Raw genomic sequence first — 17,025 nt, forward strand, 5'->3', positions numbered from 1 at the left:
GATCGCACCGGACAGCCCGGACAGGGGCGTTCGTCATGGTCACGCCGGGAACCCATCGCACCGACATGGCCGACCGTCAGATCCTGGAACCGGGCCGAAGCGCGACGACGCGGTGCCGGTTCGAAACCGGCACCGCGTCAGGAGCTCGTGCCCGGACAGCTCGCTCCCCGAGTCACCGCACATGCACGGCCGGGGCAATGCTCAGTGGTCGAGCGACCGGTAGTCGAACCAGTCGAAGTGAACGGAGCCGGACGCCGCGAACATGCCGAGGACCCGGCCGGTGAAACCGCCCGCGACCTCCGTGGACAGGTAGCGGCCGTCGAGCGAGGTCAGTTCGACGAACGTGCCGTCGGGTTCCTCGATGCCGATCGAGACGGTGTCGGGGCCGGTGCGCGGGTCGTGCATGGTGGCTACGGCGGTCACCTCGACGCGGAGCACCACGGGCCCGGGCGGTACCGGACGGGACGCCACGACGGTGCTCAACGGGCCGATACGGGCGCGCACGTGGACCTCGCCGGACACGGCCTCGATGTCGTAGTGGTGCTGCTCGTCGAGGCGGACGGCCAAGCCGCCGCGTCCCTCTCCCACGTCGACCAGGGTTCGCGCGCGGCAGGAGAGATGCTGTTGCCGGCGGCCGACGAACGTCACGTCGGTGTCGTCGAGCGATGCGCCGCGGGCGCGGAGGGTCAGCCAGCCGGCCCGTTCCTTGGTGGTGCAGTCCTCCGCGGGACGGTGACGCAGTGACACCCAGTGCGGGGCCAGCTCGCTCAGGTCGAAGTCGTCCCGGTTCGGCACGGCCGGCTGGGGCTGGAGCGGCCAGGGGGGCGCGGGCAGGAGGGACGACAGTTCGCCGACCACGGGCCAGCCGTCGACCCAGTCGACCGCCACGAGAAACGTCTCGCGGCCGATGACGTGCCAGCCCGGACTGCCACCGCCCGGCCGTACGCCGAGCAGCACCATCCACCACGAACCGTCGGGCGCCTGGACCAGGTCCGCGTGGCCGGTGTTCTGGATGGGGTGTTCGGTGCCGCGGTGGGTGAGGATCGGGTTGTCCGGGCACGGCTCGAACGGGCCGTTGGGCGTGCGGGAACGGGCGATCGAGACGCCGTGACACCGCTCGGTACCACCCTCGGCGATGAGCAGGTACCAGTAGTCGCCGATCCGGTACAGGTGCGGGGCTTCCGGGGCCTTGGCGCCGGGCGTGCCGGACCAGAGCCGCGTGGGCGCGCCCAGCGTCTCCCCGGTGTGGGGGTCGAGACGGACCTGCCCCACACCGGCGACGGTGCACCAGCAGGTGCCGTCGTCGTCCCAGGCGAGATCCGGGTCGATGCCGGGCACGCCCGGCAGCCGGATCGGATCGGACCAGGGGCCTGCCGGGTCGGTGGCCGTGAACAGCATGTTGCCGTCGCCGCTGACGTTTGTGACGATCAGCCAGAACCGGCCGTCGTGGTGCCGCAGGGTGGGCGCGTAGATCCCTCCCGAGGAGGGCGCGTCCAGCGGCAGGCGCAACTGGCTCGGCCGGTCCAGCGCGTTGCCGATCTGCGTCCAGTGCACGAGGTCCCGGCTGTGGAAGAGGGGCACACCGGGGAAGTACTCAAAGCTGGAACACGCGACGTAGTAGTCCTCGCCCACCCGGCAGACGCTCGGATCGGGGTGGAAGCCGGGGATCACGGGGTTGCTGACGGTGGTGCCCGTCTCGGGCATGCTCGACACCCTGATCGGTCCTTTCAGTGGTTCGTGTTCTCACGGCTCCGCCCACGCCGAGCCGGCGTGGGCAAAGGGTTCGGGGGCCGCCGGTTCAGCGGGCGGGATGGAGTTGTACGACCGTGATCGAGTAGGCCGGGACGGTCTGGGTGGACTCGGGGCGCGCACCACGGTCCACGGGTCGACGCTCACTTGGCAAGTACCTGGCCCAGAACTCGAAACTTTCGCAGAACTTCACTGGATAGTTTCAGCCGAGCGGGAGAGCAACGATGGCTGTCCCGGTGGTCGATGCCGAGCGGGCCATGCCGCGTGCACTTCCGGACGTCCGGGCTGGTCGACAACGGAACGGGAAGGGCTCGGTCGCGGCCACGGCCATCGGTCAGGGGCTGATGGACGGTCGTCAGGGGCGGGTCCACCCAGGCCACGACCGGCAGGACGTCGAAGCCGACGACGCTCGGATCGTCGGGGATGCACAGACCGGCTACCGACGAACCTGTGGCCTGCGACACAGCTTCGTGTTAATTTCTCCGCCGCGAACAGCGAAAGTTTCCACAGTTCCGGGACAGCAGTTTCTTGGCAGCCCGCCTCCCCCACGACCGGAAGGTCACCTGATGACGAGGAGACTCGACTTCCTTCGCCCACGGCCCCGGCGGTCGCGGTCCTTACCGAGACTCGCGGCACTCCTGCTGGCGATCGCCCTGCTCCCGCTGGTGCCCGCCACCGCGCAGGCTGCAGACCCGCCCCCACCCAGCGCCCCCTCCGCCCGCAGCGCGGTGGCGGCGATGCAACCGGGCTGGAACCTGGGCAACACCTACGACGCCATCCCCGACGAGACCTCCTGGGGCAACCCGCCGGTCACCAGGGCGCTCCTCAAAAAGGTCAAGTCGCAGGGTTTCAGAAGCATCCGGCTGCCCGTCACTTGGGGCGTCCACCAGGGCGCCGCCCCCGACTACACCATCGACCCGGCCTGGATGGCCAAGGTGCGGCAGGTCGTCGACCTGGCGCTGGACGAAAACCTCTACGTGCTGCTCAACATGCACCACGACTCGTGGATGTGGGTCAACAACCTCTCCACGGATCACGGCGCCGTCCTCGGCCGGTACACCGCCACCTGGACCCAGATAGCGGCGGAGTTCCGCGACAAGCCTTCCCGGCTGGTGTTCGAGAGCATCAACGAGCCCACCTTCAGCGGCACTTCGGGTGACGACGAGAACTATCGGCTGTTGGCCGAACTCAACACCGTCTTCCACCGGATCGTCCGCGAGTCAGGCGGCCGCAACGCCGACCGGCTGCTCGTCCTGCCCACCCTGTACACGAACTCCGAACAGGGCCGGCTCGACGCGTTGGCCACCGAACTCGCCGACCTGCGCGATCCCATGGTGGCGACGACCATCCACTTCTACGGGTGGTGGCCGTTCAGCGTCAACATCGCCGGGTACACACGGTTCGACTCCACCTCACAGCAGGACCTCACCGAGCAGTTCGACCGTGTGTACAACACCTTCGTCGCACACGGCATCCCGGTGATCATCGGCGAGTACGCGTTGCTCGCCTACGACCACAACCGTCCCGGCATCATCGAGCGCGGCGAGCAACGCAAGTACTTCGAGTTCCTGGGCGACTACGCCCGCCGTCGCGGTCTCACCACCATGCTCTGGGACGCCGGCCAGTTCCTGAACCGCGACACCCTCCAGTGGCGGGACCCGGAGCTGTTCGCCCAGATCAGATCGAGCTGGGCCACGCGTTCGGGAACCGCCTCCAGCGACCTGGTGTTCCTCGCGAAGTCGGCGCCCATCACGGACCAGACCCTCACGCTCAACCCGAACGGCACCGACTTCCAGGGCCTGCGGCACGGCTCCCGCAACCTGCTGAAGGGCAGGGACTACACCGTTTCCGGCAACCAGCTCACGCTGACGTCCGCCGCGCTCACCGAGCTGGCGGGTGACAGGGACTACGGAGTCGACGCGACGCTGGAAGGCAGGTTTTCCCGCGGCGTCCCGTGGCGGATCGACGTGGTCACGTACGACACACCCATCCTGTCGGACGCCTCCGGGGACACCGGCGGCCTGACCGTCCCCACCCGGTTCCGGGGCGACATGCTGGCGACGATGGAGGCCAACTACGACGACGGAGGAAACGCGGGACCAGCCGACTGGACCTCCTACCAGCAGTGGGACAGCGCGTTCTCGGCCTACACCGGCGACTCGATCAAGCTCACCCCCGACTTCGTCAACTCGCTCAGGGAAGACTCCAGGGTGACGCTCACCTTCCACTTCTGGAGCGGCACCTCGGTCACGTACCACGTCACCAGGACGGGGAGCACAGTGACGGGCACGACCACCTGACCTCTGCCGTACTCGGGCTCTCGGTCTCTGCGACGGTGACGATCACCGGCGTGCCACGGTCGTCGGCTCCGAGCACCTGCGATCTGCACCGGATACACCGGGACTTGACGCGTCACCGGCGGCGGTGGTCGGTGCCGTCCGGCGCGAGGTCGGTCGGGCAGTCCCCGCTCATGCCTTGCGGGCGAGTAGCTGGATCTCCTGGAACTGCCGTCGGTCTGTGGGCTGAGGCTCGCGCACCAGCCGGGCCACCTCGGCCAACCCGAACTCACGCAGCATCGCGACAAGATGATCAGGGGACCACCGATAGGCAAGCGCGACGGCGTGATCGAAGGCCTGCGTCGGATGAGACGCGTCCTCGCTTGCCGAGAAGCCGAGCAGAAGGTGCCCGCCGGGAGCCAGCACACGGTGGAACTCCGCCAAGATGACGGGGAGTTCCTGCGGAGGTGTGTGGATGATGGACCACCGCGAGAGTACGCCGCCCAGGAGGCCGTCAGCGATGTCCAACGCCGCCATCGAGCCCACGTCGAACCGCAGGCCCGGATAGGCCTGTCGAGCCAACTCGATCATCGTAGGAGAGGCATCGACACCACACGCCGCCAGCCCCAACTCGTTCAGATGAGCGGTGACATGGCCAGGCCCACACCCCAGATCCGCGACCTGGCCGTCCCCACTCGCACGTACGACCTCGGCGAAGGCACCCAAGATCGCACGGTCCAGGGGTCTGTCACGCAGCGTGTCACGGAACAGCTCCGCATACGTGGGGGCAGCGGCGTCGTAGGCCTCACGGGTGGCAGTGAGGGCATCGTGTTCGACCATGGTCACGACAGTAGTTCCTGACGCTGAGGCGAGCCGAGAAAATCGTCGTCCTCTCCCCCGCCTTTCGCCAGTGGCTCGTCACGCGGCCTGGGGCGCATCGAACCTGCCGGACCAGCCACCCCGGTGGGGAGCCTTCGGATGCCGCTCCGAAGGGGCGCGGGTCCGCGCGTGCCCTTCTGAATGCCGCCCACACACACGAGCACGGCGCACCAGGCACCGGTGACGGGGCAGCCGGCGGCCTCGCCGTACGAACGGGTTGGCACTCGGTGTACGGCGAGGGTCGGGGGCGGACGGGCCGCCCGCCCGGCCGATCATGTCGGCCCCGTACACCACTTCCCTGGACGCAACCGTGGCTCGAGGTCGTGGGGCAGCGGCCGCGCTCGGGTGCCGGGATGCGTCAGCAGATGTTCTGGCGCACAGTGGAATAGCGAGCGGAAGGGCTCACCCCGCCACACTCCAAGTCGTCGACGCACCTGTCCCGCGGCGGTGCTCACGTACGGGACCCTTCGGGCGCGGGCACGACGGCGGACGCCACATCACCCCAGCGCGGCCTTCGTAGGGACCTGGCCCACCTGCTTCATCCGACGGTCTGTCACGCCGAGGGCTGCCACGGCGGCGCCGTCAAACCCGCGCCGCGGACGCACTCCTGGCTGACTCCAGGAAGGTTGAGTGAAGTGAACGCCTTTCCGAAGCCCGTGATCGACGCGATGGCCGATCGGGCCATGCGCCTGCACCACATGTTGTGGCACACCGCACGCGACTCCTGGGCGGCTCTGACACCTGAGCAGCGGGAGGTGTTCCACCACCATGGCTGGGAGCCGCCCCGCCCGTCCCTGACGGCTCCGGACCCTCTTACGGGGAGGCGTTCCGTCGAACTCGGCAACGGCTCGGGCGAGGACTTCCTGTTCATGCACCGGCAGATGATCGCCGCGGTCGACGAGATCCTCGTGGAGGTGGGTGATCCCCAGCATGCTCGTGTGGAGGGATGGCCGACGGTTCCCCCTCCGGAGGACACCACGTACCCGGTCCCACCCCCGTTCGACATCTCGGATGACATCGAGACCGCCGAGGCCATCCGGAGCGCCAAGACACCGGAGTCGTTCGACCGGATTCGCGCGTGGGAGGCGGAGTTCACCGAACCGGCGAATCTGCGGCAGATGACTCTCGGCCGCCTCGGCGCCAGGATCGAGTTCGGCATCCACAACAGGATGCATCTGCGCTGGGCAGCCCGGATGCCCGACTACCGGCCGGGTGGGGACGCTTTCAGTGTCGCCCCCCTATGGGACAACTCCGACTACGACTGGCTCGCCGACACCTACTCCGCCCACGTGAACCCGATCTTCTGGAAGCTCCATGGCTGGGTGGACGCCCGGATCGACGACTGGATGGCGGCCAACGAGCTGACAGGGCCGGTTCCGTGGAGCTTCGCCCCTCCCTGGAGCGGACCCGCGGGCGGCCACCCCCACCACCACCCCGTGGCCGAACTCGCGCTGCGGGCTCGGCCGGGCACCACCGAGGCCGACGCCGCGCAGTCGCGCCTGAGCACGATGGAGACCACGGTCGAGCACCTGAAGCGAGCGGGCGTCGGCGAACCCGCCCGCTTCGCCGTGTACGACGACATCTGATCGCGCGGGGCACGCAAGCCCTGTCAACGGAAGCGACCGGCAGGTCGAGGGCCCCGCTTCACCCGAGCAACCTCTGCACCACGGCGTGCAGCGCCTTTCAAGGGGTGACGGTGATGAAAGATCCGCAAGAGAGCGGTCTGCAGCTCTCCCAGATGATCTCGGCACTCCGCGACGAGCTCGAACAGGCCCAGCTGAACGCGCAGGAAGCACATCTGCGATTCGGCATTTCCGGCGTCGAGGTCGAAGCCGACGTCCAGGTCTCCAAAGAATGGGAAGGCAGGGGCGGTGTGAAGTTCTGGGTCATCGAGGCGGGTGGCAGCCGAACGCGCGGCAATTCCACAAGCCAGCACATCAAGCTGGCTCTGACCGTACCCGAGGAGATGCGCATCACCGACCCCAAGGGGAACGTGCAATGACGCGCATGAACGCCGAGTGTCTGGTGTGCGTCGAGACAACCGATAAGCGTGGCTCCGGTTACTTGCTGGCACCGAACCTCGTCCTGACGGCAGGGCATTGCGTCGAGTCGGAGGGCACCCTGGTCGAGGTGAAGAGGTTCAAGCGGCACGCAGACGGTCGGTACGGTCTGACGGACCCGCACGTCTTCAAGGTCGTGGTGAGCGGCGAGAACGCACCAGCAGGCGAACAAGAAGCCGATTTCGCTCTATTGGCCAGCACCGACGAGGATCCCTTCGCCGCACGTGCGGGCACCTGGCCCGAAGAAGTGCGGCTGGGCCGTCTCGTCGGCACGGACGCCGTTCCCGCGCAGGCCCTCGGCTTCCCCCGGGCACAGATCGGCTCGGGCCGCATGAACGTCGAGGACGCCCGCGGCACGGTGCGTCCGCTGACCGGCTCCCGCTCGGCGAACGATGCCGGCGCGTTGGTGGAGAGGTTGAACTTCCAGGTCGAGACCGGGGTGCCGACGAGCCGTCCGGGGCCGTCCCTGTGGAGTGGCATGTCCGGCTCGGCCCTGTTCAGCGGCGACCACCTCGTGGGTGTCATCGTGGAAGACCGCGCGTCCATCAACGGTCGATTGCATGCCGTTCCCGCCGGCAGAATCTTCGGCGGGCAGGGACGGCGGGACGCGAACCAGTGCCTCGACCGGGCACTCGGGCTCGAACCGGCGACACGGGTGAAGCTCAATCCCGTGTGGGCGGGCGGTGACGTTCTGCGGCCGGCTTACGAACCCATGCCGATCCGCTACCAGTGGTCGGAGGCGGACCTCCTGCGGGCCCGCCACGACGTCGTACCCTTCCGGGGCCGAAGAGAGCAGCTCGAGGAGCTCACCGAATGGTGCGAGAGAAACTCCGAGCGGCGCGTACATGTGCGGCTTTTGTACGGGGACGGTGCCGTGGGCAAGACCCGTCTGGCCCGGGAGTTGTGCCGCCGGATGGGCGACAGGGGATGGATCGCGGGAATCATCGACCCCGTCGATCTCTTGCGCGTCGGCTTCTCCCAACTCCTCGACCTGGCGGAAAGCAGGCTGGTGGTCGTCGATGACGCGGACTCATACGCCGGCCAGTTGAACACTCTCCTCGACGAGGCCACGAAGGACCGGAGTGGTCTGCCCCTGCGGATACTGAGTATTGCCCACAGCGACGGCCAGTGGTGGCAGGCGCTCAGGCGACGATACGAAGCGCTCCTGGAGGAACGCGACCCCCCACTCCTCCTTACCGCACCGGCTCCCGAAGAACGCAGAGTCGTCTACGACGCCGCCCTGGAATCGTTCGCCTCCTGGTACCGACAGAAGGAATCACAGAAGAAGACGGCTGCCGATCAGGAGAGCGACGATGTCCCGCCGCCGCAGGAACAGTTGGACGGAGCGGAGGACGGGCCGGATCTCGAGGAACCCGACTTCGCCAGCTACCTGCTCGTCCTCATACAGGCTCTGGTGGACGCGCGCGCACGCATCGGCATCGAGGAGAGCACGGCGGTCGTAGGCGGGCCCCGACCGGCCTCCCTGCGTGCGGCACTGCTGGACTACGCCATCGACGTGGAGCGGGAAGCATGGCGAAAGACCGCCGGCCAAGCAGGACTACATGACGATCCGGTGCTTCTCGAACGGGTTGTCGCCATCTCCAGCCTGGCAGCAGCCGATGGCTCCGAAGAGGGCGCCGGTGAGACGGAAGCCGCGCGTCGGCTGCGGCTGGTTCCTGATCTCGCCGACGAACCGGAGTGGCGCAGGCGCGCGTTCGCCCGCTGGCAGAACGCGCAGCTCAGCGGTGAGGGCTATCTGCGTACGCTCCAACCTCTGCGACTCGCCGACCGTCTGGGATGCAAGGTGATCGCGGCGTTCCCGGACCTGGCCATGCAACTGCTCGACGTCGAGGGAACCGGCGACGGCACGCCACGGGATCCGGCCGCACAGTCACGCCAGGTGCTCAACGTGCTGCAACTGCTTCAGTTCACCATGGCCGACGCCGGCGGCGCGGCGGACCGGCCCGGCACGGAGAGGGACGAGACATGTCCGGCAGCGCAGCCTGACGCGGCGCAGCGCAAGGCACGCGAGGCTTTGACAGAGGCACTCCATCACCACGCAGCCGCTCTGGTCCGGCTGGTCAAACGCGTCGCGGTCGCCGATCAGGACGACTCCGCGCATGCCATCGGCACCTCGCTGGCCTCCGCACTGAACTGCACGCTCCCCAAGAAGTCGGCGCAGGCCGTCGCCGCCCGGGTACTGCGGGAGTTCGACGTGTCCTGCCCCGATGCCCTGCTGGAGCTGGCCACGTCCGTCGCCGAGCACGCGGTGCAGTACCACCGGCGCGTCGCCGGGACGCCCACGCGGGAAAGCCGCAGAGGACTGGCTCAGGCCCTGCAACGCTGGTCGCTGTACCTGGCCAGTTCGGGCCTGCGCATCCGGGCGCACAGTGTCGCCGGGCAAGCCGTCGACACCTATCACGCGCTGCAACAGCTCAGTCCGTCCGAGGGCAACGAGTTCGACCTGGCCCAGGCTCTCAAGGACCTGGCGGACCGGCTGGTCGACGTCGGGCGGTTCGAGGACGCCGACAACTGCGCCCGTGACGCCATCCGGCGCCTGGAGCCGCTGTACCAGCGCAACCCCACCCACAGCCACGCCTTCGGTCTGGTGAAGGCCTTGTGCACCCTGGCCACCGCCGCTCACGGCACTGGGCGCCAGCGCGAGGCATTGCAGGCGGCGAACGAGGCATGTGACCTGATCGAGCAGTTGCCACCGGCGCGCGACGGCGACGCCGAGCACCAGCCGGACGAGATCCAGGGCATGAAGGCGTTCGCGTTGCGCGGCCTGGCCTGGCAGCTCGGCGCGAGCGGACGCACCGACCAGGCAGTGGCCAGGGCCACCGAGAGCGTCGAAACGTACGAAACGCTGCGCGAGAGATGTCCCGGGCTGTGGAAGAGGGACATCGCCGAGGCCCTGTCCGTCCTCGGCGTCCAGCATGCCGCCAGGGAGGAGTGGGGTGCCTGCGTCGCCCGGCACAGCGAAGCCGTGGAGGGTCACTACAACGCCCTGGAGCGGGAGTACCGCGAGGCCGTACGTCCGCAACACGCCCTCGCGCTGGTCCGGTTGGCGGACGCGTATCTGGGCAGAGCGCGGTCCCTTCCGGCCGAGAGCCGACAGGAAGACCTCCAGAGGGCTTTGGACCACGTCGCGCAGGCGTTGGACCAGTACGACAGGATGCGCAAGGAGGACAGATGGGCGAACCGCGTCCATGAGGCCTGGACGAGCCGCCTGCAGGCGGAAGTACTGCTGGCGCTCGGCGCCACGGATCGCCGGGCCGAGGCCGCGGCCCGCAAGGCGCTGTCCCTGTACGACGAGATGGACGTACGCGCCTGGAAGCTCAGATTCGACAGAGCACACGCGCAATGGGTGCTGGCCAGGTCGTACGGAGGTCGAGGCCGCCCTCGGGGCAAGGTCCTGCGCGCGCACGAGCAGGCCAAGGACGCGTTCGTCCGGCTCGACGCCGAGGAGCCGGGGCGGGCCGAGGACGAAGTGCGGAAGATCCAGGCTGCGATCGAAGGCCTCAGACAGACGGGACCGCCCGTCCAGCCCCGAGCGGAGGCCGCGGTGAACCGGTCGGGCAAACGGCGCAGCCGTCATCAGCCGAAGCCCCGTCTGCGGAGCCGTAAGGGCACACACGCGCGTCGCAGACACCGGTGAAGCCCCAGGCTCGCAGTTCAAAGGGACCAGCGGTTGACAGATGTCGGGACGGCCCCTCGCCGTCACCGACGCCACGCCCGGGAGTGACCCAAGGAGTACCCCGATGGACAAGCAACCACGCGCCGCACGACGTACCGCAGCCGGCTACCGTACGTCACTGCCCTGGCGGATCGTCACCACCGGCGCCCAGTACGTGGACCGGCGCATCGGCTGGGACAGACTGCCCGTCATCCCGGGCCTGCTGACGCTCCTCGGACTGCGCGTCAAGCTCCGGCAGAAGAACCTCCACGACACCGGGCTGCTGCCGTCGGTCGATCTGCCCGATCCCGCACCCCCTTCAGCGACCCACCAGGTCAACCGGACCGCCGACGGCAGCCACAACGACCTCCACGATCCCCGGATGGGCATGGCGGGCACCCGTTTCGGCCGGAACATCCCGCTGGACCGGATCGCACCGGCCGCACCCGAGGACGTACTGTCCGCGCCGAACCCGCGCGAGGTCAGCCGCGCCCTGCTCACCCGCGACGAGCTCACCCCTGCCGAATCGGTCAACTCCCTGGTCGCCGCCTGGCTTCAGTTCATGGTCCGCGACTGGTTCAGCCATGGGACCAGCCCCACGGAACGGCCCTGGGAAGTCCCCCTCATGGACGACGACCCCTGGCCGGAACACCCCATGCGGATCATGCGGACACCGGACGACCCGACCCGCGACCCGCGGGCACCGGCCGGGACGCCCGACACCCGCGTCAACGTGTCCTCCCACTGGTGGGACGCCTCGCAGATCTACGGCGCCAACCAGACCGAGCAGCGCCTGATGCGCTCCGGGGAGTTGGGCAAGTTGCGTCTGTGGGACGACGAGCGGCCTCCGTTCCCCTCGGACCCCTCCCGGGACCCCTCGCACACCCCCGGCTTCTGGCTGGGCCTCGCCATGATGCACGACCTGTTCGCCCGTGAGCACAACGCGATCTGCGACCACCTGCACGGCGCCTACCCGTCCTGGAACGACGAGGAACTCTTCCAGCGCGCCCGGCTCGTCAACGCCGCACTCCTCGCCAAGATCCACACCGTGGAGTGGACACCGGCCGTGATCAGCCACCCCACCACCGTCATGGCACTGCGCGCCAACTGGTGGGGCCTCGCGGGCGAACGCGTCCACGACCTCTTCGGCCGGATCAGCGACAGCGAGGTCGTCAGCGGCATCCCCGGCGGCGAGACGGACCACTACGGCGTCCCGTACTCCCTCACCGAGGAGTTCGTGGCCGTCTACCGCATGCACCCGCTCATCCGCGACGAGTGGCACCTGCGCACCGCCGCCGACGACACGAGCCTGCGCCACTGCACCCTCCGCGACATCTCGGGCCCCGGAGCGCTGAAGGTTCTGGAGACCACCGAGATGGCCGATCTGCTCTACAGCTTCGGCACCCTCCACCCCGGACTGGTCACCCTGCACAACTTCCCCAGGTTCCTCCAGGAGTTCGAGCGTCCAGACGGGCAACTGCAGGACCTCGCCGCCACCGACATCCTGCGTTCACGGGAGTTGGGCGTGCCCCGCTACAACGAGTTCCGGCGGCTGCTGCGGCTGAAGCCGGCGGCGGACTTCCAGGATCTGACAGGGAACCGGGCGTGGGCCGAGCAGATCCAGTCGCTCTACGACGGCGACATCGAGAAGGTCGACCTCATGGTCGGGCTGTACGCGGAGAAGCTCCCGGCCGGATTCGCTTTCAGCGACACGGCGTTCCGCATCTTCATCCTGATGGCCTCACGCCGGCTGAACAGCGACCGCTTCTTCACCGAGCACTACACCCCCGAGGTGTACTCCAAGGCCGGCATGGCCTGGATCGACGACAACTCCCTGATCACGGTGCTGCTGCGTCACCACCCGGAGCTGCGTACGGCTCTCACGGGGCTGACGAACGCCTTCGCGCCGTGGCAGACCGCCGGAAGGACGGTGACCTGAGATGGCAGCGACGGAGAGGTCCCGCGAGGAACGCGAGCGCCAGGTCGCGGCGGCCGCCGCGCGCTACGGAGAGACCGGCGACGCGCGGCGGGCGGTCGAGCGGAGCCAGGACGCCGGGGTCACGTTCCCGGATTCCGAGGAAGCGCTCGCGGCGCGCGCGGCACGACTGCTCGACCGCCACGCGGTGCCCGCCGCCTTGGTGGTGGAGGCCGTCCGGGCGGAACCGCTGGCCGCGACCGCCGCGTACGAACGCATCCTCGGGGTGTCCAGGGATCTGCAGGCATCGAGCTTCCTGCCGCGCGGCGCCCGGGCCGCACGCACCGTCGCCCGGATCTCGGTCCGGGAGAACGGGCGCGAGCTGCCCCTCGGCACCGGCTTCCTGGTGTCGCCGAGCCTGCTGATGACCAACCATCACGTGCTCACCGACGCGGAGGCCGCCCGGCAGTGCTTCGTGGAGTTCGACGCCCAGGTCACCGTCGACAACACCCCACAGTCGCCGACACGGCTGGAGCTCGCCCCCGACGGGTTCTTCCTGGCGGACCAACGTCTGGACTTCGCCCTGGTGTTGCTCGCCCCCGGTCCGGACCGGCGGCCTCCGGGGGACACGTTCGGCTGGAACCGGCTCAGCGCCCAGACGGGAAAGCTGGTGATCGGCGAGCCGGTCAACGTCATCGGTCATCCGATGGGACGCCTGAAGGAGATCGCCGTACGCGACAACATGCTCCAGGTACGCCTGGACGACTTCCTCCAGTACCTGACGGACACCGAGCCGGGAAACTCGGGCTCTCCCGTCTTCAACGACCAGTGGGAGGTCGTCGCGCTCCACCACAGCGGTGTGCCCAGGACCGACGAACAAGGCCGTGTACTGCGGCGTGACGGACAGGTCTGGCAGCCCGGTGACGGCGACGACGCCATCGACTGGGTGTCCAACGAGGGCGTACGGATCAGCTCCATCCTCAAGCACCTCACCGCCCTGCCCCTCACCTCCGGGCAGCAGGCGCTGCTGGCCGAGATGGGCCCGGAGTCGGGGATGCGCCCGGCAGAGGCCGCCGTCGGTCCGGTGGCGGCTCCGGCGCCCGCCGCCGCAGCGTCGCGCTCGGCCGTCGAGAAGGTCACCGCACATGTGGGGCTGCGCGGCCGGGACGGCGCGTTCGGCGGCGGGCGGCATCTGGTCTTCCTGCACGGTCGCTCCCAGGAACACTTGGTGCCCGAAAACCTGCGCCGTGACTGGACGGCCGGACTCAACCAGGGTCTCGTCCGCGCCGGGCTCCCTCCCGTCGACCCGGCGGACGTCTGGTTCCCCTACTACGGCGACCGGCTGGTGGACGCCCTGGCCGCGCACGAGGCTGTCCCCCACATCACCGCGTCGCCGGCCGCCGGGGCTGCGGAGGCGGTCGCACCCGCCAGCCCCACCGCCCGCGCGGTGTACGAGGAGATCATCGGCGAGGCGGCCGCCAAGTGGGACATGCCGCACGACAGCCAACCGGCCACCGAACGAATCGGCCTGGACGACGTGGTCGGAGCCCTGCAGAAGCGGCTGAGCTGGCTGGCCGCCAGGAGCGACCTCGACGCCTGGGCCATCGCCCTGGTCGTCCGTGACGTGGCCGCGTACCTCGACGACCGGCGCATCCGGGACGAGGTCCTGGACTGCGTACTCGAGACGATGCCCGACGAGGGAGAAGTGGTGCTCGTCAGTCACAGTCTCGGGACGGTCGTCGGCATGGATCTCGCCACACGGCTGTCCCCCGGAGTGGACCTCGTCCACCTGACCACGGCGGGCAGTCCTCTCGGCTTGGACAGCGTGTACAACAGGCTGCTCGTCGGGGGGCCGAAGCGTCCGAACATCGTGGCGGACTGGCTCAACGTCTGGTGCCCGAACGACGCGGTGGCCATCGGATGCCCCCTGGGCGACGACTGGGCGGACGGACTGTCCGACCTTGCCGTCGTCAACGCCCGCGACCGTGCGCACAGCATCGTCGAGTACCTCTCCCACGCCGAAGTCGCCCGGTCGATCGGCAGTCACCTCGGCGACTGAACCCGGCATACCGCGCAAACCCCCACCGAGGCCGGACGACGCCGTCCGCGATCGACGGACCGGAGTCGCCGACAGCGGGTGACGGCTGTGAGGACCGGACCCACGAGGCTTCAACCCGACCGGTTCGAGCCATACTTGACCATGCGGGGTCCATCCCGTGGTGGCTCGGTACGGGGGAGGCAGCGATCCGGTGAGCAGCGACAACAGGGGACTGGAGCGGGTCGAGGTGCGGCTCAAGTGGGACCCGAGTCCCTGGGATCAGCCACCTCATCACCTCGACATCATCGCCGCGACCTACTCGGCGGAGGCCCCCTACGGGCGGCCTGTGTACGTCGTCCACTTCGACAGCCGCTCACCGGACGGCACCATCAACATGAGCCGGCACAGCCAGACCGGTCAGGGTTTCGGCTATGTCGAAGTGATGACTCTCGAGCTCGATCGCCTCGCGTCCTCCTTCACCCGTGTGGTCGTGGGCGTGGCGATCCACCAGAACAGCGGTCCCAAGACCTTCGGCGACATGTCGAACGCCGGAGTTCTGGTGGTCGCCGGGTACGAGGAGCTGCTGAAGGACGACTTCGCGCGGGTCGCCGGGTCCACCGCCGCCACCGTCGCGGAATTCGCCCGGGGCCCCTCCGCGGCGTGGGAGTTCCACACGATGGGCCGAGGCTTCGACAGCGAGCCCACGGTCTTCACGGCGGAGATGGGCAGCACCCCATGACCGGGTCCGCAGGGGGCGACCGGCACGAACAACGCAGTTCGCGCCTCGCCCGCCGCACGCGACGGCGTGCCGTCTACAGGTCGAGGACTGCGCGCAGGGCGTTGTCGACGAGCTCTTGCTGTTCGGGGCCGATGTTGCCGTGCAGCGTGCCGGTTTCGAAGCGGATGGCGGAGAGCTGAAGGAGGTTGACGGCGACGAGGGAGGCGTCGACCGGAGCGGTCAGATGCACGCTCATCGCCGTGTCGGGGTGCTGTGCCGGAGCGTGGAGAACCAGGGCGACGACCGCACCGTAGGCCTCTGCGAGCCCGTCGAGGCTCACGACGAGAACGGTACGGGTGCCCTTGCCGGTGTCGACGTCCCAGACGTCGCCCTTGCGGACGGTCACAGGGCGTCGCCCTCGCCCGCGAGGTCGAGAGGGGCGAGGGCGACGAGCTTGCGGGCGGCGTCGAGGGTCATCTGTCGGCGTACGGCACGCAGGATGTAGTCGTTCAGTGACGGGGCACCGGCTGCGGCGTCGCGCAGCGGCTTGTCCATGGCGTCGGGGATCCGCAGGGTGATGGCAGTCATGACGTCAAATCTAGTGGCAAGGTCGCCGTCACGGTAGCCGTGCGCACGACAGACCCGCTGCCGTGCGCCATCGGCGGCTCCGCTTGCGGTACGGGAGCGGACTTCGTGCCGTCACAGCGCCGCGGTCGTGCCCTCCCCCGAGGCGCTGCCCGCGAGCCACTGGTCCCATTCCAGATTGAAGCCGGCGTAGCCGTTGTCGGCCGAGGCCTTGGCGCGGGGTGAGCCGGTGACGGTGACGGGGTCGCCCTGCTTGACCTGGCCGTAGAACCACTTGGCGTCGGACATGGACAGGTGGACGCAGCCGTGTGAGCCGCGGGCGCTGCCGCTGCCCGGGTTCGGGTCGCCGGTCGAGTAGTGCACGTACGTGCCCGACTGGGTGAGGTGGACGTCCCAGGGCAGCGTCAGGTCGTAGTAGTCGGGGCTGCCCTTGTCGCAGCTGATACCGACGCTGCAGGAGGTCATGTGGACCTTCTCCTGCTTGTCGATGACGGCCATCGTGCCGTTCCACGTCGGGTACTCGGCGCTGCCGGCGTTGATCGACAGCGTGCGCACCTCCTGCCCGTTCCGGGTCACCTTCATGGTGTGGCCGGTGACCGAGACATCCGCGCGCACGTCGTCACCGATCTTGAACGTGTGCGTGTAGCCGTGTACGCCGTAGCGTCCGTTGCCGTTGCTGACGCCCTCCATGTCGGCGTCGATCTTCACCGTGGTGTTGGAGGGCCAGTACGTCTTCGGTCGCCAGTCGGCGCGCTTGTCGCCGAACCAGTGCCAGGCGCCGGCCACCGGCTGCGAGGCGCTCACCTTCATGTGCTTCTCGACCGTGGCCCGGGCCTTCGCCGCCACCGGGTTCGTGAAGATCACCGAGATCGGCATGGCCACGCCGACCGTGGTTCCCGTCTGCGGGGTGATCGTCTCCAGCAACATCGGCGGACCCGCGGGCTTCGTCGGTGACGGAGAGGCGGTCGCGCTCGGCTTTCCCGACGCCTTCGCGTCCCCGCCCGCCGTGTCACCGCTGCCCCCGCCGCAGGCGCTTGCGCCCACCAGCATCACGCCCGTGAGGAGTGCGATCCCTATGCCGCCCTTGCGCCGTCCCACGACCTGCCCCGTTCTCTCGCCCTTCGGCCCT

At 68.9% G+C, this 17,025-nt stretch carries 12 protein-coding genes; 7 read left to right on the forward strand and 5 right to left on the reverse strand.

What is annotated here, in order from left to right:
• Positions 1–201: 201 nt before the first annotated feature.
• Complete coding sequence (locus tag OG985_RS06050) at positions 202–1,704, reverse strand: glycoside hydrolase family 43 protein (protein ID WP_371667173.1); 1,503 nt, start codon at positions 1,702–1,704, stop codon at positions 202–204.
• Positions 1,705–2,315: 611 nt separating this feature from the next.
• Between OG985_RS06050 and OG985_RS06055 the strand changes: the two genes are divergently transcribed.
• Positions 2,316–4,049 carry a cellulase family glycosylhydrolase gene (locus OG985_RS06055; RefSeq protein ID WP_371667175.1) on the forward strand — a complete coding sequence of 578 codons (1,734 nt, stop codon included), beginning with the start codon at positions 2,316–2,318 and terminating at the stop codon, positions 4,047–4,049.
• A 168-nt stretch (positions 4,050–4,217) separates the two neighbouring features.
• On the opposite strand, the gene OG985_RS06060 is transcribed toward OG985_RS06055, so the two are convergent.
• Positions 4,218–4,865, reverse strand: coding sequence for a class I SAM-dependent methyltransferase (locus OG985_RS06060; protein ID WP_371674272.1), 648 nt, complete (start codon positions 4,863–4,865; stop codon positions 4,218–4,220).
• Positions 4,866–5,539: 674 nt separating this feature from the next.
• Here OG985_RS06060 and OG985_RS06065 point away from each other — a divergent pair.
• The 6 genes from OG985_RS06065 (at position 5,540) to OG985_RS06090 (ending at position 15,332) form a co-directional block, all read left to right on the forward strand.
• Positions 5,540–6,490 carry a hypothetical protein gene (locus OG985_RS06065; RefSeq protein ID WP_371667176.1) on the forward strand — a complete coding sequence of 317 codons (951 nt, stop codon included), beginning with the start codon at positions 5,540–5,542 and terminating at the stop codon, positions 6,488–6,490.
• Between the two features lie 113 nt (positions 6,491–6,603).
• Positions 6,604–6,906: a trypco2 family protein gene (locus OG985_RS06070; RefSeq protein WP_371667177.1), complete on the forward strand. Its 303-nt coding sequence runs from the start codon at positions 6,604–6,606 to the stop codon at positions 6,904–6,906.
• Positions 6,903–10,622, forward strand: a complete 3,720-nt coding sequence (locus OG985_RS06075; RefSeq protein WP_371667178.1) for an AAA family ATPase — start codon at positions 6,903–6,905, stop codon at positions 10,620–10,622. Before OG985_RS06070 ends, OG985_RS06075 begins: the two co-directional genes overlap by 4 nt.
• Positions 10,623–10,725: 103 nt before the next feature.
• Positions 10,726–12,579 (forward strand): peroxidase family protein, encoded by a 1,854-nt coding sequence (locus OG985_RS06080; protein WP_371667179.1) that lies wholly within the window; start codon positions 10,726–10,728, stop codon positions 12,577–12,579.
• A gap of 1 nt (position 12,580) precedes the next feature.
• Positions 12,581–14,614: a serine protease gene (locus OG985_RS06085; protein ID WP_371667180.1), complete on the forward strand. Its 2,034-nt coding sequence runs from the start codon at positions 12,581–12,583 to the stop codon at positions 14,612–14,614.
• 190 nt (positions 14,615–14,804) lie between these two features.
• Positions 14,805–15,332: a TerD family protein gene (locus tag OG985_RS06090; protein ID WP_371667181.1), complete on the forward strand. Its 528-nt coding sequence runs from the start codon at positions 14,805–14,807 to the stop codon at positions 15,330–15,332.
• Between the two features lie 73 nt (positions 15,333–15,405).
• Here OG985_RS06090 and OG985_RS06095 read toward each other — a convergent pair whose 3' ends face one another.
• The 3 genes from OG985_RS06095 to OG985_RS06105 form a co-directional block, all read right to left on the reverse strand.
• Positions 15,406–15,717 (reverse strand): hypothetical protein, encoded by a 312-nt coding sequence (locus OG985_RS06095; RefSeq protein WP_371667182.1) that lies wholly within the window; start codon positions 15,715–15,717, stop codon positions 15,406–15,408.
• A complete protein-coding gene (locus OG985_RS06100; protein WP_371667183.1) occupies positions 15,714–15,899 on the reverse strand; it encodes a hypothetical protein in 186 nt (61 codons plus the stop codon). Before OG985_RS06100 ends, OG985_RS06095 begins: the two co-directional genes overlap by 4 nt.
• A 111-nt stretch (positions 15,900–16,010) precedes the next feature.
• Positions 16,011–16,946 carry an Ig-like domain-containing protein gene (locus OG985_RS06105; RefSeq protein ID WP_371674273.1) on the reverse strand — a complete coding sequence of 312 codons (936 nt, stop codon included), beginning with the start codon at positions 16,944–16,946 and terminating at the stop codon, positions 16,011–16,013.
• Between the last annotated feature and the right edge of the window lie 79 nt (positions 16,947–17,025).

The organism is Streptomyces sp. NBC_00289 (assembly GCF_041435115.1).
Lineage (GTDB): Bacteria > Actinomycetota > Actinomycetes > Streptomycetales > Streptomycetaceae > Streptomyces.

Bases quoted from the DNA above. Each gene is read 5' to 3' on its own strand.
- OG985_RS06050 (WP_371667173.1), bottom strand. From the start codon at position 1,704: ATGCCCGAGACGGGCACCACCGTCAGCAACCCCGTGATCCCCGGCTTC.
- OG985_RS06055 (WP_371667175.1), top strand. From the start codon at position 2,316: ATGACGAGGAGACTCGACTTCCTTCGCCCACGGCCCCGGCGGTCGCGG.
- OG985_RS06060 (WP_371674272.1), bottom strand. From the start codon at position 4,865: ATGGTCGAACACGATGCCCTCACTGCCACCCGTGAGGCCTACGACGCC.
- OG985_RS06070 (WP_371667177.1), top strand. From the start codon at position 6,604: ATGAAAGATCCGCAAGAGAGCGGTCTGCAGCTCTCCCAGATGATCTCG.
- OG985_RS06075 (WP_371667178.1), top strand. From the start codon at position 6,903: ATGACGCGCATGAACGCCGAGTGTCTGGTGTGCGTCGAGACAACCGAT.
- OG985_RS06080 (WP_371667179.1), top strand. From the start codon at position 10,726: ATGGACAAGCAACCACGCGCCGCACGACGTACCGCAGCCGGCTACCGT.
- OG985_RS06085 (WP_371667180.1), top strand. From the start codon at position 12,581: ATGGCAGCGACGGAGAGGTCCCGCGAGGAACGCGAGCGCCAGGTCGCG.
- OG985_RS06100 (WP_371667183.1), bottom strand. From the start codon at position 15,899: ATGACTGCCATCACCCTGCGGATCCCCGACGCCATGGACAAGCCGCTG.
- OG985_RS06105 (WP_371674273.1), bottom strand. From the start codon at position 16,946: ATGCTGGTGGGCGCAAGCGCCTGCGGCGGGGGCAGCGGTGACACGGCG.